Annotated in this window: 17 protein-coding genes and 2 tRNA genes; all 19 read right to left on the bottom strand. The window is 41.4% G+C overall.

Annotation, left to right across the window (positions count from 1 at the left end; genetic code table 11):
• Positions 1-45: 45 nt before the first annotated feature.
• A complete protein-coding gene (locus IEV52_RS06550; protein ID WP_188401675.1) occupies positions 46-1059 on the bottom strand; it encodes a hypothetical protein in 1014 nt (337 codons plus the stop codon).
• Between the two features lie 306 nt (positions 1060-1365).
• Positions 1366-2319 (bottom strand): threonine ammonia-lyase, encoded by a 954-nt coding sequence (ilvA, locus tag IEV52_RS06545; protein WP_188401674.1) that lies wholly within the window; start codon positions 2317-2319, stop codon positions 1366-1368.
• Between the two features lie 43 nt (positions 2320-2362).
• Positions 2363-2956 carry a 3-isopropylmalate dehydratase small subunit gene (gene leuD / locus IEV52_RS06540; RefSeq protein ID WP_188401673.1) on the bottom strand — a complete coding sequence of 198 codons (594 nt, stop codon included), beginning with the start codon at positions 2954-2956 and terminating at the stop codon, positions 2363-2365.
• On the bottom strand, positions 2943-4379 hold the full coding sequence (gene leuC, locus IEV52_RS06535) for a 3-isopropylmalate dehydratase large subunit (RefSeq protein WP_229754206.1): 1437 nt from the start codon (positions 4377-4379) through the stop codon (positions 2943-2945). The genes leuD and leuC overlap by 14 nt, the downstream gene beginning before the upstream one ends.
• Before the next feature lie 13 nt (positions 4380-4392).
• Positions 4393-5487, bottom strand: a complete 1095-nt coding sequence (gene leuB, locus IEV52_RS06530; RefSeq protein ID WP_188401671.1) for a 3-isopropylmalate dehydrogenase — start codon at positions 5485-5487, stop codon at positions 4393-4395.
• Positions 5488-5505: 18 nt separating this feature from the next.
• Positions 5506-7050 carry a 2-isopropylmalate synthase gene (locus IEV52_RS06525; RefSeq protein WP_188401670.1) on the bottom strand — a complete coding sequence of 515 codons (1545 nt, stop codon included), beginning with the start codon at positions 7048-7050 and terminating at the stop codon, positions 5506-5508.
• The gene (gene ilvC / locus IEV52_RS06520) at positions 7037-8062 is read right to left on the bottom strand and encodes a ketol-acid reductoisomerase (RefSeq protein ID WP_188401669.1); all 1026 of its coding nucleotides are present in this window, start codon (positions 8060-8062) and stop codon (positions 7037-7039) included. The genes IEV52_RS06525 and ilvC overlap by 14 nt, the downstream gene beginning before the upstream one ends.
• A 15-nt stretch (positions 8063-8077) precedes the next feature.
• Complete coding sequence (ilvN, locus tag IEV52_RS06515) at positions 8078-8596, bottom strand: acetolactate synthase small subunit (RefSeq protein ID WP_066243502.1); 519 nt, start codon at positions 8594-8596, stop codon at positions 8078-8080.
• Complete coding sequence (gene ilvB / locus IEV52_RS06510) at positions 8593-10311, bottom strand: acetolactate synthase large subunit (RefSeq protein WP_188401668.1); 1719 nt, start codon at positions 10309-10311, stop codon at positions 8593-8595. The genes ilvN and ilvB overlap by 4 nt, the downstream gene beginning before the upstream one ends.
• 345 nt (positions 10312-10656) lie before the next feature.
• Complete coding sequence (gene ilvD, locus IEV52_RS06505) at positions 10657-12324, bottom strand: dihydroxy-acid dehydratase (protein WP_188401667.1); 1668 nt, start codon at positions 12322-12324, stop codon at positions 10657-10659.
• A 24-nt stretch (positions 12325-12348) separates the two neighbouring features.
• Positions 12349-13251 (bottom strand): branched-chain-amino-acid transaminase, encoded by a 903-nt coding sequence (gene ilvE, locus IEV52_RS06500; RefSeq protein WP_188401666.1) that lies wholly within the window; start codon positions 13249-13251, stop codon positions 12349-12351.
• Positions 13252-13565: 314 nt separating this feature from the next.
• Positions 13566-13642, bottom strand: a tRNA-Arg gene (locus tag IEV52_RS06495).
• Positions 13643-13833: 191 nt separating this feature from the next.
• A tRNA-Gly gene (locus IEV52_RS06490) sits at positions 13834-13907 on the bottom strand.
• 95 nt (positions 13908-14002) lie between these two features.
• The gene (locus IEV52_RS06485; RefSeq protein WP_188401665.1) at positions 14003-14521 is read right to left on the bottom strand and encodes a metallophosphoesterase family protein; all 519 of its coding nucleotides are present in this window, start codon (positions 14519-14521) and stop codon (positions 14003-14005) included.
• On the bottom strand, positions 14506-15117 hold the full coding sequence (locus tag IEV52_RS06480) for an XTP/dITP diphosphatase (protein ID WP_188402275.1): 612 nt from the start codon (positions 15115-15117) through the stop codon (positions 14506-14508). The genes IEV52_RS06485 and IEV52_RS06480 overlap by 16 nt, the downstream gene beginning before the upstream one ends.
• Before the next feature lie 74 nt (positions 15118-15191).
• Positions 15192-16238: a GerMN domain-containing protein gene (locus IEV52_RS06475; protein ID WP_188401664.1), complete on the bottom strand. Its 1047-nt coding sequence runs from the start codon at positions 16236-16238 to the stop codon at positions 15192-15194.
• A gap of 130 nt (positions 16239-16368) precedes the next feature.
• Positions 16369-17163, bottom strand: coding sequence for a glutamate racemase (racE, locus tag IEV52_RS06470; RefSeq protein WP_188401663.1), 795 nt, complete (start codon positions 17161-17163; stop codon positions 16369-16371).
• 150 nt (positions 17164-17313) lie between these two features.
• The gene (gene ptsP, locus IEV52_RS06465) at positions 17314-19029 is read right to left on the bottom strand and encodes a phosphoenolpyruvate--protein phosphotransferase (RefSeq protein WP_188401662.1); all 1716 of its coding nucleotides are present in this window, start codon (positions 19027-19029) and stop codon (positions 17314-17316) included.
• A complete protein-coding gene (locus IEV52_RS06460) occupies positions 19029-19295 on the bottom strand; it encodes a phosphocarrier protein HPr (protein WP_188401661.1) in 267 nt (88 codons plus the stop codon). The genes ptsP and IEV52_RS06460 overlap by 1 nt, the downstream gene beginning before the upstream one ends.
• Between the last annotated feature and the right edge of the window lie 2 nt (positions 19296-19297).

The raw sequence follows: 19297 nt of genomic DNA, 5'->3' as shown, positions 1-19297 counted from the left end.
ATAGCATAGACGTTTTGTATTTCAACAAGTTACAACACTTTCTCATTATGTCTGCATATAAAATCTTTCCAGCTCAACAAGAAGTTTAACTGCATGCTGCAATTCTTCATCTTCTGATTCCATGCTTTCTTCTATCCCACACAAGATAGAGGCAGCCATGACAGATGCTTCAAACCATAATAGTTTATTTTCTGGCTGTGGGGAGAATGGATACAATGCAAGCGTATAGTCCTTCCATACTGCAAGGGCAATATCTAGCAAAGAAGGATTTTCTTGTTCGAGTTCATCCTGGATCAGGGTCCTTACTTCTTTATAAAAAGGATGTTCGTTTAATTCTGTCAGTTCAGCTATGTCGACCTCGTCTGTTTGTCCATATTTTTCAAGTTTGACGATTTTGTTGATCTGGTTTTCCTTCAAGTATTGCAGGATCAAGCTTTTTACAGCCGGATGTTTTTTCTCATCAATCAAGAAAGATTCAAACAATGGAACAGTGATCTCAGCTCCTAATCTTTTTAGCTGTTGAACAGCAATCCATTGTGAATCCGCCCTGTCACTTGAGAGCATCTCCTTTAATGTATGAAAATCAGGATTTTCATTTACTTTCGGCTCCGGGTCTCTTTTAACTTCTGGTATTCCTTCTTGTTCGATCACTTTGCGGCTGAACTGAAGCAGCTGATAAAACGTTTCTGCTTTGTCAGCAGGTATTTTCTGCTCTTCTAAAACAGCTTCGATCACAGAAACAACCGTTATGTATTCAGACAGCTGAACTAAAATACTTAAATAAATCTGAAGAACGTCGTAATATTCTCCGATCCCTTCTTTAAGCATCCTGTCACATCTCTTTTTTGCTTCATGCAGCCTTCCTAACTCAACCAAGCTAAGAACAAGTCCAAGGTTGCCTTGTGCATGCATTGGATCGGAATGGAGCAATTGTTCGAAGCAGGATAACGCCTCATCATACTTTTTATTTTTTAAGGAATCCATGCCCTTTTCCAATAGACGTCCATTTAAATTTGGAAACCGAATGATATTGTTTTTGTTGCTCTTATCGTTAGTCATCACAACTCTCCGTTTCCGTTAATGTTTGAGTAAAGAATATCAGTTTCATGAGGGGAACTCAAGAAAGCCTTCGTTCAAAGTTGCTTTAAACGTCCGTTTTCTTCCTGAAAATACAAAGGGGTCCTACATGCGTAATAATCACATAAAAAAACAAGATAATCACATAAAAATGGAGCATCATCATATAAAAAATTGAACTCATTACATAAAAGCTTTATCCTCCTCTCATTATGTACACCTGAAACAGACACTATAAAAAAAAGAGCCCTTAAAGAAGTTTTTCGCTTCCTTAAGAGCTCAAAAGACCTAACTTATTCTCTTCATATTCAACTTATCTGCTAACCCTTTGTAAAAGGACCACTTTTGCGGATCTACGTTTCCGCCACTTATGATTAGTCCTACTTTTTGACCGGCAGCTAACTGGCTATGAAACAGGACCGCAGCAAGACTTGCAGCGCCTGCTCCTTCTACCACCATCTTTTCTCGCTCGAGCATAAACATCATAGCAAAAGCGATCTGTTCTTCCGTGACAGTGACCATTTCATCTACATACTTTGAAATCACAGGAACGGTAATCTCTCCGGGTTTTACTACTGCTATCCCATCCGCTATTGAAGAGCAGCGTGATAACGGCTTCTTAGAGCTGCCAGTGAATGCCTGGTAAACAGCACTTACATTAGCAGACTGTACACCTACTACTCGGACATCGGGTCTGATCGATTTTACGGCCAAGGCGATACCCGCTAAAAGTCCGCCCCCTCCGACAGGTACAACAATCGTTTTTAATTCCGGGTTCTGCTGCAGCATCTCGAGTGCTACAGTGCTTTGTCCGGCAATCACATCATAATCGTCAAAAGGATGAACAAAGACCGAGCCGTTCACAAGCTCTTCCTTCTTAGCTGCTTCATACGCCGCCTGATAATTATCACCTTCTAAAACAATATCTGCGCCATACGATTTAACTGCTTCAATCTTGGATAGGGGTGCATTTTCCGGCATAAAGATTTTTGATTTGATGCCACGCAACGAACAGGAGAGGGCCAATCCTTGCGCATGATTACCAGCTGAAGCGGCAATAACGCCTCTCGCTCCTTCAAAATCATTTAATGTTGATACTTTGTAATAAGCCCCTCTTAATTTAAACGAACCCGTCCTTTGTAAGTTCTCGAGCTTCATATACAACTTTCCGCCCGTCCACTTATTTAAAGTTGCCGATTGTTTAAGCGGAGTTCTGTGTGCAATTTTCGACACTTCCTCCATTGCGTGGAATAAGCGTTCCCCTGTGATCGTTAAATCCCCATTGTCAGTTCACGATCCTCTCATCTTCATATTTTTTAATGTCTGCTTCTTGTTGAAGTGTGACTGATATTTCGTCCCAGCCATTTAAAAGCATCTTTTTCCAATACGGATCAAAATCAAACCGAAAGATTTCCCCGTTCACATCCGCAACATACTGCTCTTCTAAATCCACTTTCAACCCATCGATTACCCCATCAGAATGGCTTAAATGCAGCTGTTGTATTTCATTCCTCGAGAGCCGTATAGGCAATATTCCATTTTTCACACAGTTGTTGAAAAAGATATCGGCAAAACTTTCAGCGATGATTACCTGAAAACCGTAATCCTTAAGTGCCCAAGGGGCATGTTCTCTAGATGATCCGCATCCAAAGTTTTTGCCTGTTACTAAAATAGTGGCTCCCTTTGTTTTTTCTTGGTTTAGTTCAAAAGATCCGTTCTTATTTCCGTCACGAAGGTACCTCCAATCATAGAACAGATACTCTCCATACCCGGCTTTATCGATCTTTTTTAAAAATTGCTTTGGAATGATCTGATCTGTATCGACATGATCCCGGTCAAGTACAGCTGCTTTTCCTGTATGTGTCTTAAACCCCGGCATATCGCTCCACCTCCTCTTCTCTTTTAGGAAGTACTGAACGAACATCTGTAAACTTACCGTGTAAAGCCGCTGCCGCAGCCATTATAGGGCTAACCAGATGCGTTCTAGCGCCCTTACCTTGTCTGCCGGCAAAGTTGCGATTTGAAGTAGAAGCACACCTTTCTCCTTCTGGAACAATGTCATCATTCATACCAAGACACATGGAACAGCCCGAGTCACGCCATTCAAAACCGGCATCCAAAAAGATCTGGTGAAGACCCAATTTTTCCGCTTCTTGTTTAACAGATTGAGAACCCGGTACCACGATAGCACGAACACCTGGATGAACCTTAGAGCCCTCAACTACTCTTGAGGCTTCAACAAGATCACTGAGCCTAGAATTCGTACATGATCCTATAAACACATGCTGAACGTTGATATTTTCTATTTTTTCATTTCCTTTAAAGCCCATGTAAGAGAGAGCATTGCGCACAGAATGCCTTTCTTCATTTGAGGAAGAAGGATCTTCAGCAGGAATCTGACCACTGATCGGCAGGCACATTGATGGATTCGTTCCCCATGTGACCATCGGTTCGATCTCTGCTGCGTTGATTTCTATCGTTTTATCAAATGTTGCATCAGGATCGGTCGCAAGGTTTCTCCAGCTTTCACATTTCTTCTGAAATTCTTGTTGTTTTGGCGCGTAACGCTTACCCGAGATATAATGGAACGTTGTTTCATCCGGAGCAATAACGGACGCTTTAGCGCCTGCTTCAATCGACATATTACAAAGGGTCATTCTTTCTTCCATCGTAAATCCTGCAACAGTGCTGCCAGAAAACTCAATGATATATCCAGTGCCAATATTGGTTCCGTATTTAGCAATGAACCATAAAATTACATCTTTTGCAGTTACACCGAATCCTAAATCCCCTTCGATCCTTACATTCATCTGTTTTGGTTTATGCTGCCACAGCGTTTGTGTGGCTAGAACATGCTCCACTTCACTTGTACCAATCCCAAAAGCTAGCGCTCCAAATGCTCCATGTGTTGATGTATGACTGTCCCCGCAAACAATTGTTTTACCAGGTAAGGTTAATCCTAATTCCGGTCCTATAACATGGACAATTCCTTGCTGATCAGAATGAAGCCCTTCGAGTTGTATGCCAAATTCCTCACAATTTTTTTCAAGTGTCTGCACTTGCAAGCGTGAAGTCACATCTTTAATATTGAACCGATCTACCGTCGGAATGTTATGATCCATTGTGGCAAAACAGAGATCAGGCCTTCTGACTTTCCTGTTCTTTTCTCTTAGACCTGCAAATGCTTGCGGTGATGTTACTTCGTGAATTAAATGCAGATCAATATAAAGCAGGTCAGGTTTATTATCTTCTTTTACTACAACATGGCTATCCCAAAGTTTATCTATTATCGTTTTACTCAAAAAAGATCCCTCCCTACACATAAACCTCTAGAAGTGTTGCGCTTGTTGAGTCTTCAAGCATTCTAAAATGAATCTGATCTACCATTTCTTTCGTTGATACGAGGTTACCTGTTCCGTCATAAATGTCCTGTGTGCGATAGCCTGCTTGAAGAGTTTCGAAGACAGCCAATTCAACAGCAGCCGCTTCTTTTTCAAGCTGAAAAGAATGGCGGAGCATCATCGCTACACTTAAAATCATTCCGATCGGATTTGCCTTTCCACTTCCTGCAATATCAGGTGCTGAACCATGGATCGGTTCATAAAGTCCAGGCCCCCTCTCACTAAGTGAAGCAGAAGGCATCATGCCGAGTGATCCTGTAAGGACGGATGCTTCATCTGATAGAATATCACCGAACATATTCTCGGTTACTATCACATCAAAACTTCCAGGATCACTGATCATTCTCATTGCGGCAAAGTCTACTAGCATGTGTTCTGTTTGTACGTTTGGATATTTTTTAGCCGTCTCCTCAACAATTTCTCTCCACAATTTACTTGTTTCCAGCACGTTTGCCTTATCGACCGAAGTCACTTTCCCCCTTCTGCCTGCGGCTAATTCATATGCTTTTTCTACGATTCTTGAAATCTCTTCACGGGTATATGACAATGTGTCGACAGCACTTTTTCTATCTCTTTTTTTAGGTTCCGAAAAATAAATACCGCCTGTCAGTTCTCGGACAAAAACAAAATCGGCTCCTTTGACTCTGCAAGATTTAAGGGGAGATAGATGTTCGAGACCAGGAAAGACTTGAACGGGTCTTAAGTTTGCATATACATTCAATGCTTTTCTTAATGCTAATAACCCTTGTTCTGGCCGCACGTTTCCTTTATCCCATTTCGGCCCGCCAACAGCTCCAAGCAGCACAGCATCACTTCCTTTACAGACTTCTAACGTGTCGTCTGGAAGAGGAGTGCCTTTCTGGTCAATAGCAGCACCTCCAAATACTTTTTCTGCTGTCTCGAACTCATGACCAAACCGAGTTGCTACACCGTCCAGCACTTGAAGAGCACTCTTGATCACTTCTGGCCCGATCCCGTCACCAGGTAAAACTGCTATTTTCTTTTTCATCTAACATCCCTCCTAAATTTAGATACTCATACGTTCATAACTCTTCTTGTCAGAAGAATGCATTTGAAGCTTATTAAATGCGTGTACGTAAGCTTTTGCCGAGGCTTCCAAGACATCTTGAGCGGTCCCGCTTCCATTGATCTCATGGCCGTCACATACAATCTGTACAAAAACTTGTGCCAGTGCATCTCTTCCTGCCCCTACGGATTGGATCCGATAGTCGTTCAATTTTAATGACGAAGGAAGCATCTTTCCAAGTGTATTGTAGATCGCTTCTACACTTCCTGAACCAGTTGCGGCATCTTGAATAAGTGTCCCGTCTGGTGTTAGAAGTCTTAATGTTGCTGTAGGAATCTGATTTGTCCCATAGTTCACCTGGATATCCTTCAGCTGATACAAAGGCACCTCTGGCTGGATTTTATGATCGATTAATAGAGCAAAGATATCCTCTTCTGTCATCTCTTTCTTTCGATCAGCTAACTGTTTAAAGTCTTCAAACAGGACGTTTACTTTGCTCTCTTCCGGATGAAAACCTAGCTTGTGCAAGTAATCTTTAAAAGCATGCCGTCCTGAATGTTTACCGAGAACAAGCTGATTGGAAGGGACACCTACAAGTTCAGGTGTAATGATTTCATACGTTGATTTCTCTTTTAATACACCATCTTGGTGGATACCAGACTCGTGTGCAAATGCATTTTTACCAACAACTGCTTTATTCGGAGGAACAGCAATGCCTGTCAGTCTGCTCACAAGCTGGCTCGTGCGGCTGATTTCATTTAGTGTCAAATTGGTTTTTACTTTATAAAAATCTTCACGAATAGCTAATGCGACAGCAATCTCTTCAAGCGAAGCATTTCCCGCTCTTTCACCAATCCCATTTATCGTACATTCGATCTGGTTTGCACCATTTTCAATAGCTGAAAGAGAATTCGCTACAGCCATTCCAAGATCATCATGACAATGCGCTGATAAAATGGCTTTCTCAATATTAGGAACGGTATTTAAGAGATAGCGAAATATTTTTCCATATTCTTCCGGGTTCGTAAAACCAACCGTATCCGGTATATTAATGACTGTTGCACCTGCGTCAATAACCTTTTCAACGATACGTGATAAAAATACAAGATCTGATCGACATGCATCCTCTGCTGACCACTGAACGACCGGGAATTTTTCTTTTGCATATTTCACGGCACCAACAGCCGCCTCAACAACTTGATCAGGCGTCTTTTTAAGCTTATATGTCATATGGATAGGAGAAGTTGCGATAAAAACATGAAGTCGGGGTTCGCTAGAGTCTTTTAGAGCCTCCCAAGCGTAATCGATATCAGATCTGTTTGATCTCGCCAAAGCCGTTACTGTTGAGTTCTTAACAATCGAAGCTACTTTTTTTACAGCATCTAGATCACCTTTTGATGCTGCAGGAAATCCCGCTTCCATTACATCTACACCTAAACGCTCCAGCCTCTTGGCGATCTCAATCTTTTCTGCAGTATTTAGGTTAACCCCAGCCGTTTGTTCTCCATCACGCAGTGTGGTATCAAAGATTTCAATTTTTCGCACTTAGAGCGGCCTCCTTCTTTTGCTTCGCTTTAACGAACGGCATCATTGCTCGCAGTTCCCTCCCTACCTTCTCAATAGGGTGGTTCTTCTCCTGATTGTTAACCACATGGAAGACTGGACGGTTCGCTTGATTCTCTAAGATCCAGCCCTTAGCAAACTCACCAGATTGAACATCTTTCAGCACTTCCTTCATCGATTCTTTTACTCTCTCATCGATAACACGAGGACCTGACTGGAAGTCTCCCCACTGTGCTGTATCTGAGATAGAGTATCTCATTCCCTCTAGTCCGCCTTCGTACATAAGATCAACGATCAGCTTTAATTCATGCAAACATTCAAAATAAGCAACTTCTGGCTGATACCCTGCTTCTGTTAGGGTTTCAAAGCCTGCTTTTACTAAAGATGACAATCCTCCACAAAGGACAGCCTGTTCTCCAAACAGATCTGTTTCGGTTTCTTCTTGAAAACTGGTTTCAAGTACGCCTGCTCTTGCAGATCCAATTCCCTTTGCGTAGCTGAGAGCTGTCTCGCGAGCGTTACCAGTGGCATCTTGATATATCGCGAAAAGTGCCGGAACACCTTCACCTGCTTCAAATGTGCGGCGTACTAAGTGCCCTGGACCTTTCGGGGCAACCAAGAAAACATCTACATCTTCAGGTGGTACAACTTGGTGATAATGAACATTAAATCCATGAGCAAATACGAGAGAATTACCCGGAGATAGTTCAGGAAGGATCTCATTTTTATACACTTCTGGCTGTCTCTCATCAGGTAGTAAAATCATAACCACATCTGCAAGCCGTGCAGCTTCACGAACGGTGTATACCTGAAATCCGTCTTTTACTGCTTCATCAAAAGATCTTCCTTCACGTACACCGACTACAACATCATATCCGCTGTCCTTCAAGTTCAATGCATGTGCATGACCTTGGGAACCGTAGCCCACCACTGCTACCTTTTTATTCTTCAACACGTCATTTGAAAGTTCGTTTTCATAATATACTTTAGCCATTTTAATTAATCTCCTTTACATAATAGAATAGGGGTGAAGTTCAAGCACTTTCTTCTGTGTTCCGCGAGGTATAGCAGTGACGCCTGTTCTGGATATTTCTTTGATTCCATATGGACGCAGCAGTTCGATAAGAGCATCGATCTTCTCACTGTCACCTGTTACTTCCAGAGTCACATTTTCTAAAGAGACGTCCAATACAGTTGCTCTAAAGGGCTCGATCAGCATTTTAATCTCACTTCTTGTATCTGGAGTTGTTAACACTTTGATCAGCGCCAATTCTCTCGATACAAGAGCCATGTTTGTTAAGTCTCGCACTTTTAAAATATTGATCTGTTTATGCAGCTGTTTAACGAGCTGTTCGGCTTTCCTGTCATCTTCTACCCATACCGTTAGAGTAACTTTTGAAACAGCAGGGTCTTCTGTATGTCCTACGGTTATGTTCTCAATGTTAAATTGCCGTTTTGTCAGCAATCCGGTTAAACGATTCAACACACCGCTTTCGTTTAATACCGTTGCTGAAATGATGCGTCTCATCCTCTCACTCCAATCATTTCATGAATTCCTTTTCCTGGAGCAATCATTGGATACACATTCTCATCTGCTGTTACCACACAATCCAGTACGAATGGCTTCTTCGAAGAAAGAGCCGCTGTGAGCGCTTCTCTTACTTCCTCTTCTGTTACAGCACGTTTTCCGTCAATACCATAAGCAGACGCCAACTTGACAAAATCGGGTTGAATATCAAGAAGAGAATGTGAGTACCTTTTCTCATAGAAAATCTCCTGCCATTGTCTTACCATTCCTAGTGATTTGTTATTTACGATCACTACGATCACGGGAAGCTCCCAATCTTGCAGGACGCCTAGTTCTTGAAGCGTCATCTGGAATCCGCCATCACCCACAACCGCGATTACTGGCAGGTCAGGATTTCCAATTTTTGCTCCAATAGCCGCTGGAAATCCAAAGCCCATTGTCCCAAGTCCACCTGAAGTGATCCATCTGTTCGGAGCGGAAAATGTATAATATTGAGCAGCCCACATCTGGTGCTGACCAACATCTGTTGATACGATAGCTGCACCTTTTGTTACTTCATGAAGAATCTGCAATAACTTCTGTGGTTTTAATTCATTTTCATCGGTTTTATAAGTAAGCGGGTATTCACTTTTATAAGTTGAAAGATGAATAACCCAATCGCTTGTATCCCCTTTTTCTCCTGCTGTCTGATTTAATGCCGACAGCGTTTCTTTCGCACAACCCACAATTGGGATCTCCGTCTGAATATTTTTTCCGATCTCAGCTGGATCAATATCGATATGAGCAACTATGGCTTTTTTTGCAAAATGATCGAGATTCCCCGTTAGTCTGTCATCAAACCTTGCACCGACACCAATCAATAGATCACAATCATAAAGCGCCATATTTGCTGCATACGTACCGTGCATCCCTGCCATCCCTAGACAGAGTGGATGGTCTGCCGGAAAACTCCCTAGTCCCAAAAGTGTTTGAGCAACCGGGATTTGGTGGTACTCAGCAAAACATAATAGTTCTTTCTCGGCTTTAGCTGCAAGAACTCCTGCACCAGTTAGAACAACCGGTTTTTTAGATAACTGCAAGGCTTCATTTAATCGTTTCACCTGTAGGATATTAGGTTGTAGCGTCGGCTGGTAACCGGGAAGATGGATGTCAGAGTTTTCCTTTATTTTCGCTGTTTTTACGGCAACATCTTTCGGTATGTCGATAAGAACCGGGCCTTTTCTTCCCGTATTGGCAATATGGAATGCCTCTTTCATGATCGTAGGCAAATCTTCTGCTCTTCGAACCTGATAATTATGTTTTGTAATCGGCATGGTTATTCCGACAATATCGGCTTCTTGAAAAGCATCTGTACCGATTACACTTGTTGCTACCTGTCCGGTGAATATTACAAGAGGAATCGAATCAATCATTGCATCAGCGATGCCGGTAACTAAATTGGTTGCACCTGGTCCAGATGTAGCTAGGACAACCCCTGGTTTTCCGGTGACTCTCGCATACCCTTGTGCTGCATGAATGGCTCCTTGCTCATGCCTTGTTAGAACATGCTTCATTTCAGCTTTGTATAAAGCATCATAGATTGGGAGAACTGCACCTCCTGGATAACCAAATACGACATCCACGTTTTCATTCTGCAACCCTTGAATAAATAGTTCAGCACCAGAGACTAATGACGTTTCTACCGACTTTTTTTCAGCCACCCAACTGGCCTTCATTTTCATTCCTCCTAACGTTGGTCCCTATTTATTTAATAAAAAAAACTTCTCCACCCAAATGGACAGGTTAATCCTATCCAAAGGGGTGAAAAAGTTTATTTTTTCCACGGTACCACCCTTTTTCGCGGTTACTTGTTCTTAAACAAGCCACCGCCTCAAGACGGACGAGCCGTCATTTGATAACAAGCGATTAAATGGAAGCATCGCTTGGCCCTTCCTACTAAAAAATCTTTCAAAAGGACACTCAGGAGGGATGTCCTGGTATTAGGAATAACCGGTTCACAGCAAACCCGGCTCTCTGAGTATTCCACATCTACCATTATTCTCCGTCATCGTTTTAGTATTTTAAATTTTTAAAATTCCTCCGGTGTTTGCAGACGTTACTAACGCTGCATAGCGAGCTAAATAGCCTTTTTTGATCTTGGGTTCCGGTTTCACCCAGCTTTCTTTACGAACCTTCCAGTCCTCTTCTGTTAATAAGACTTGAATGTTTCTGTTTACAAGATTGATTAAGATCGGATCACCATTTTTGACAAATGCGATAGGACCGCCTTGCGCAGCTTCAGGTGAGATATGTCCGATAGATATTCCTCTGGAAGCTCCTGAAAACCTGCCGTCTGTGATTAAAGCCACTTTTGTGCTCAGCCCTCTTCCTGCTATCGCTGAGGTTGGTGATAACATCTCAGGCATGCCTGGCCCGCCTTTTGGACCTTCATACCGAATGACTACGACATGACCTTCTCTTACTTCGCCGTTATTGATTCCTTGGATGGCTTCCTCTTGGGATTCATAGACGATCGCTTCTCCTTGAAAGGTTTTGATGGAAGGATCAACCGCACCAACTTTTATCACACATCCATCTGGAGCGATGTTTCCATATAGAATGGATAAGCCTCCTACTGGAGAATAAGCGTATTCTTTCCTGCGGATGACATCATCGTCTAATATTTCAGCATGCCTCACCCGCTCTTCTAATGTTTCACCCGTGATCGTGATCCTGTCGTTATGAACAGCACCATCCATTTTACAAAGCTCATTGATGATGGCACTGACTCCTCCGGCCCTATGAACGTCCTGCATTGAATAGTCGGAAGCTGGACTGATCTTCGATAAATAAGGAATTCTTTCGGCAATTTCGTTAATTCGTGACAGATCATATTCGATCTCAGCTTCGTTAGCTATGGCAAGCATGTGAAGGACCGTATTTGTAGATCCTCCCATTGCCATATCAAGTGCGAATGCATCATCAATTGCTTCTTTTGTGATAATGTCACGAGGCTTGATATCTTTTTTTACTAAATCCATTAAAGAATAAGCCGCATCTCTTATTAACTCTCTTCGTTCATCAGATGTGGCAACTATCGTACCGTTCCCTGGCAGAGTGATTCCAAGCATCTCCATAATGGAATTCATGCTGTTCGCGGTAAACATGCCTGAACAGGAACCACATGTGGGACAAGCGCTCGTCTCAAGTTCTAATAGCTCTTCACGTGTCATCTTTCCTGCAAGGTGAGAACCAACGCCTTCAAAGACAGAGGCAAGAGAAAGTGATTTTCCGGTCATCGATTTTCCGGCTTCCATCGGCCCCCCCGAAACAAATACGGCTGGTACATTTGTCCTGACAGCTGCCATCAGCATACCAGGTGTGATCTTATCGCAGTTCGGTATGTAAAACACACCGTCGAACCAGTGGGCATTAATGACTGTTTCTGCCGAATCTGCAATGACTTCTCTGCTCGGAAGAGAATAACGCATGCCAATGTGCCCCATGGCGATACCATCATCTACACCGATCGTATTAAACTCAAAAGGGATGCCGCCTGCTTCTCTTATGGCCTCTTTTACCCATTCACCAACTTTGTTCAAATGCATATGCCCCGGAATAATATCAACATAGGAATTACAAACACCGATAAAAGGTTTATCCATGTCTTCCGGTGCAACTCCCGCTGCGTGGAGAAGACTTCTGTGCGGGGCTCTATCGATTCCTTGCTTGATCATATTGCTGCGCATATCTGAAACACTCCTATACTCCTTTTATCCTGCTTGGACGGCTTGATCTGAATAGACTTTTACACCTTCTTCAACCACTTTTTCTCTAAATGTTTCTAAAAGTTTGTTTGTATGTTTGCCTGGAGCTCCGTTCCCGATCACCCTGCCATCTACTTTTACAACTGCAATCACTTCAGCAGCTGTACCCGTAAGGAAGACTTCATCTGCCACATAAACGTCATGTCTTGTAAAAGGTTCTTCTACCATGTTGTAGCCTTGCTCTCGGGCGATCTCAACAATCGCATTTCGTGTAATCCCTTCTAGAGCACCCAGGTAGCCGGGAGGTGTCTTGATGGTATTGCCCTTGATAATAAAGACATTGTCAGCTGATCCTTCAGCTACGTACCCTTGATCGTTCAGCATGAGCGCTTCACTGACGCCTGCAAGACTCGCTTCAATTTTTACCAGGATATTGTTTAAATAATTTAGGGATTTAACTTTTGGACTTAATACATCAGGACGGTTTCTTCGGCTAGCAACCGTGATGATCTCTAAGCCGGTCTCATAAAGTTTCTTTGGAAATAGAGCAAGCTGCTCTGCGATTACGATTACACCAGGCTGGCCGCAAGTAAAAGGGTCCAAACCTAAGTTTCCTTTTCCTCGTGAGATAACTAAACGGATATAAGCATCACGATATTTATTTTTCTGGAGCGTTTCGACAATGATGTCTGTTAACTCTTCTTTCGTATGTGGAATTTTCAGCATAATGGATTGAGCAGATTCGTATAAACGCTGAAGGTGTTCATCTAGACGATAGACATTTCCGTTGTAAACACGAATACCTTCAAACACCCCATCTCCATATAAAAATCCATGATCATAAACTGAGACTTTGGCGTCGTCCTTTAATACGTACTCACCATTAACGTAAACCCATTGCTCCTGCATCGTGATCCTCCTTTTCTTTCGTTTTGAATAATTAGAATTTTTTAAAAACAATATAATAATTGTTGACAATATTACGCCCATATTCTGCAAGGGTCAACCATCATTTTTTAATTTTTTGAATCAATTCTGACTTTTCTGATATTTTGTACACGCTTACATTCCCATGGGCATAAGGTTTTTACGGATTGAAAAAGCATATTGTAAACATTTTTAAAGCGCTTACATCTGACATTTATGAAAACACAAAAAAACACACCTTATCTCCTTTAATAGAGGAAATAAGGCGTGTCGATTATTGTTCTATGTATATATTATGGCGTCCCAGGAGAGATTCGAACTCCCGACCGTACGCTTAGAAGGCGTATGCTCTATCCAGCTGAGCTACTGGGACATATGTATTTGAGCCCTTTTCGCATAGCAATGCGCTTTCCGCAATTACCATGCGCTGCGGGCACACAGTGAATTGTTCCACCCGTCGACTGTGGATACAATTATGTTTTTTTATTCATGCATTTTAATTTGTAAGATCTGTTAAATTTCTGATGTAACTGTTTTGTGCCATTTGAACGTGAGAAAAACAAATGGAGCGGGTGATGAGAATCGAACTCACGACCAGAGCTTGGAAGGCTCTTGTTTTACCACTAAACTACACCCGCAGACATTTAAGATCTTGTCGCGACGACATAACTTAATATACATGATATCTAAAAAAGAGTCAACCCATTTCTTTAAATTTTTTATATTTTAATTCTCACTTTTTCTTAAAGGTTTTACTTAACTGCTCGATACGTATACCATCTAATGAATAAAAAGTTACAGAGACAAGCTTGTCTTCTACCTCTAGAATCGCGTATGTCTTCTCAAATCTACCCCTTGGAAGCCGAATACTGCCTGGGTTAATAAAAATCATTCCCTCTCTCTCAAAGGCTTCTGCTACATGTGAGTGGCCAAAACAAGCAATTGATGCACCTGTTTCTTCAGCTCTATAAGCAAGTGAAAGATAGGACATTTTTATATCATACAAATGACCGTGTGTTATATATATACATTTATCACCTAGCATTTCTATCGCTTCATTCGGAAAATCACGACCTAAAAAATCCATATTTCCTCTGACGGTTACATAACCAGACAGTTCCTCTGCATTTGTCGATAATTCTGAATCACCGCAATGTATCAACAAATCCATGTCAGATTTATGCCGATCTTTCAGCGTAATCAATTCTTCCGTTAATCCATGACTATCACTAACAATTAAGGCTTTTGCCATAGCATATCCTCCTCATCGATCAGATTGTTCAATCTCTGCAAAGCAACCGCTCTGTGACTGATACTATTCTTTTCGGCTTTGGATAATTCAGCCATGGACAGACCTAGATGCGGCACAAAGAAAATTGGATCATATCCAAAGCCCTGATGGCCTCGTTTTTCTCTTAAGATCTTACCTTCACATTCACCTTTTACCACAATTGTCTTTTCATTTGGTCTGGCGAAAGCAAGAGCACAGATGAAACGGGCACTTCTTTCTGAATCCTTTACTTCTTTTAGCTCATTTAAGACCTTTTCCATATTATCTTCATCACTTTTGTGTATTCCTGCATATCTGGCCGAATAAACGCCTGGCTTTCCGTTTAATGCATCTATTTCCAATCCAGAATCATCGGCAATGACAGGGATATTCATCTCTTTTGAGATCGTTTCTGCTTTTAAAACAGCATTTTCTTCAAATGTCGTTCCTGTTTCTTCGACATCTGGACTTCCTTCAATATCAGCTAAGGAAAGAATCTCAACTCCAAGACTCTCAAACATGGCTTGAAACTCTTTTACTTTTCCTTTATTTTTTGTGGCTATCAAGATTTTCATTATGTCTGCCTCCGATTTCTTTCATCAAAAAAGAGACGATCTCTCGTCTCTCTTACTGTATCATAACCTATATCCTTTTAAAATTCACCAGTGTTTACTTCTTTCGGCCTTGAAACAGGAGCGGTTAATTCTTTTCCTTTTTCCGTGAAAATCTTAGACTTACCATCAACTTTTATCGCTACTTTTTTAACCTCTGATAGTTCTGTTAAGGAAAGTACGATTGAATTTAAGACTTCATCAGCTATCATGCTTTCTTCTTTATTATCCAATAATGCACCGTTAAAATTAAGGGTTACAACACCATCTTTAACAACAGGAGTGCTTAATAATTTTACATCTGTCCTAAAATCTGTTAGAAGACTGCTTTCTGCCGAAGGGCCGTCAATCAGGTGTTCAATCGTTGCAGTCACTTTATCGGTTCCTTCTTTTGCTACACGGCGTGTAACAGGAACATAATAAGTCTGATCTTGCGTTTGAGCTAAGAAATACAATGTGACCAATTCACTATTCGTAATATCGGCTACACTGCCGTTCTCAAGATTAATCCCGTCTATACGGCTTACACCATCGCCAACAGGAGTATTGTTTACCGGCATTGAATTTTGATTCTTTCCATCAATCTGTATCTTTACCTTTTTAATATTATCAAACTGTGTAAGTGTAAATGTAATCGCCTGTAGGATCTTCATCTCATCTTTGGCGTTATATTCTGTAAACTCTTTTGAGAAGTTTGCTGTCGCGGTTCCCTTTTTGATATTTACCGATAAAACTTCTGTGTCTGCTGGAAGTACAGCTTGGAAACCGTTAGGCAAGATATTGCTCACAGGGCCATCTTTAACAAGGTACTGAAGGACCTGCTTAGCTGTTTCATCATTTTTCGGGAGAGCTAATACTTGAGGTACAACCATCCCATTGCTGTCAAATAAGAACAGCTGTCTTTTTTGGGTTTGTTCTGCATTCGCTGCCTTGTCCTTCTTATCTAGTGACTTCCCTTCTTTTACATAATTCACCTTCGGGGGATCAAGCTCATTACCTGCTTTCTCTCCCCCAAACCCGCAACCTGATACCAATAAAGACACTGACAACAAAAGCAGCGGAGCTCCTGACTTCCATGTTTTGCGCATACTTTCCCTCCTCAAGTGGTTTGTACTACTATGTATACGAGCTATATTCTTTTGTTAGACCACTTGTACAAAAATAAAAAGAACAGAACCATTAAATGACTCTGCTCTTAAATCTTTTTACTATCTGAAATTATAGCGAGATACACTCAACCTTTTCAATCCGGCGATCCAGCCAGTGATTGGCAATTTGCAAGAAATGACTGCTTTCTGCAGTAGCTAAGAAACGGTGATTCGGTTTAACATCTTTCGTATTTAAAAGACCGCTATGATCCAAAATAACAGAAACTTCCCGAGCAGTTTCCGCCCCTGAGCAAATAAGCTTAATATGCTCACCCATCACTTGCTGAATAACAGGTCTTAATAAAGGGTAGTGTGTGCAGCCTAAAATTAATGTATCGATCGAAACATCCTTTAGCGGATAAAGGGTTTCAGAAACAGCGTTTAGGGTTTCTTCTCCCGACAATTTTCCTTGTTCAACAAGCGGTACAAATAAAGGACAAGCTAAACTTTCTACGATAACATCGTTACGGATCTGCTGAAGTGCTTGCTTATATGCACCACTATTAATTGTACCCACTGTCCCAATTACACCTACATGGTTATTTTGTGTTGCTTTTAAGGCTGAACGTGCACCTGGATGTATGACTCCTAATACAGGAATGCTCAGCTTCTTTTTCGCTTCTTCAAGTACAGCGGCAGTGGCTGTATTACAAGCGATAACCAACATTTTAATTTCCTGTTCGAGCAAAAAATTAATCAGTTCCCATGTATATGACCGAACCTCTTCAAACGGCCTTGGACCGTACGGACATCTCTTCGTATCTCCTACATAAATAATTTCTTCTTTCGGGAGCTGCTTCATGATCTCTCTGGCTACTGTTAAGCCTCCCACTCCTGAATCTATTACTCCGATTGGTCTATTCAAAACATCTCCTCATCTCTATATGCCAAACTGAAAACAAAAGGCGTTTATCATTGTTCTCTATTCTGCTAATATTTTTATGAAATTGCAATAAAAATCATTAAAAGTGATAAGAAAAAGACTATGGAATTTCCCATAGTCCTTTTCTCTTTTTTATTTAAAGTTCTCTTCTGCAAACTTTATGACATCTTCCATCGTATCCATTTGTAAAATGTGATCGATGTGTGCACTGATCTTTTCTTTAGACAAGCCTAAGATCTGACTGCGTGCTGGCAGAACAGATGTTGCACTCATAGAGAATTCGTCCAGTCCCAATCCTAAAAGAATTGGGATAGCGATCGGGTCTCCAGCCATCTCACCGCACATTCCAGCCCACTTACCCTCTTTGTGCGCGGCATCAATGACCATTTTCACAAGTCTTAGAATGGCAGGATTGTATGGTTGATATAAGTACGATACTTGCTCGTTCATACGGTCTGCTGCCATTGTATATTGAATCAAGTCGTTCGTGCCAATGCTGAAGAAATCTACTTCCTTAGCAAATGTATCCGCCATTACTGCAGTAGACGGGATCTCAACCATGATTCCAACTTCAATGGATTCTGATACTTTAGTACCTTCAGAAACAAGCTTCTCTTTTTCTTCTAATAAGATTCCTTTAGCTGCACGGAATTCTCCTAGAGTTGCAATCATAGGGAACATGATCTTCAAATTACCAAAGCTGCTGGCACGCAGAAGTGCTCTAAGCTGAGTACGGAAGATCTCTTGTTCTTCCAAGCAAAGTCGAATGGCACGGAATCCTAAGAACGGGTTAAGCTCTTTAGGAAGGTTTAAGTAAGGAAGTTCCTTATCCCCGCCAATATCAAGGGTACGGATCACAACAGGCTTACCTTCCATCTTCTCAAGAACTTCAGAGTAGGCTTTAAATTGTTCTTCCTCTGTCGGAAGCTGATCACGGCCCATGTAAAGGAATTCTGTACGGTATAGACCTACCCCTTCAGCTCCGTTTTCTAACACACCTTTTATATCTGCTGGAGTACCAATATTTGCAGCAAGTTCAACTTGAACAGAATCGGATGAAAATGTTTTTTCATTGACTAGCTTAGCCCATTCTTCTTTTTGCTGCTGGTATTGTTTTTGTTTTTCTTGATACGTCGCAATTTCATCTTGAGATGGATTAACAATAACATGTCCATCTAATCCATCGATGATCACCGTTACACCATTTTCAACTTTTTCCGTAATCGTTTTTGTTCCTACGACTGCAGGAATTTCCATTGATCGGGACATGATCGCCGAGTGAGAAGTTCTTCCTCCAATATCTGTTGCAAACCCTTTAACGAAATTACGGTTCAATTGTGCCGTATCTGAAGGAGTTAAATCTTCTGCAAGAATGACCACTTCTTCAGAAATACTAGCAGGCGTTGTGAAGGTTACATTCAATAAGTGAGCTAATACACGTTTTGATACGTCACGAATATCTGCTGCACGCTCTTTCATATATTCGTTATCCATTTGTTCAAACATATTAATGAACATGGACGAGACATCATCCATCGCTGCTTCAGCGTTTACTTTTTCATTTTCAATCTTTTGTTTTACAGCATCAACTAGTTCTGGATCGCTAAGTACAAGAAGATGGGCAGCAAAAATTGCTGCCTTATCTTCACCTAGTTCCTTGTTAGCTTTTTCTTTGATAACAGAAAGTTCATCTTTAGACACAGAGATCGCTGCTTCAAAACGCTCAATTTCACTCGCTGAATCTGTAATTGATTTTCTTTCAATCGTTAATTCAGGGTTTTGAAGAACAAATGCTTTTGCGATTGCGATGCCGGCCGATGCTGCAATACCTGAAATTCTTTCAGACATTACTCACCAAGCCCTTCCTTTTTCATAACATTTTCCAATGCTGATAATGCTTCTTCTGCGTCTGAACCTTCTGCTTTAATCACGATTGATGATCCTTGTTGGATTCCAAGGCTCATAACACCCATGATTGATTTTAAGTTAACACTTTTTCCGTTGTATTCAAGCGTAATATCTGAACTGAACTGACCTGCTTGGTTTACTAATGTTGTTGCTGGACGCGCGTGAATTCCTGATTCGCTTGTTACTTTGAATGTTTTTTCTGCCATGA

Source organism: Fictibacillus barbaricus (genome assembly GCF_014635025.1).
Classification (GTDB): Bacteria; Bacillota; Bacilli; order Bacillales; family Fictibacillaceae; genus Fictibacillus; species Fictibacillus barbaricus.
Note: the sequence above shows the minus strand (reverse complement) of the source record. Positions and strands in the feature narration are given on the sequence as shown.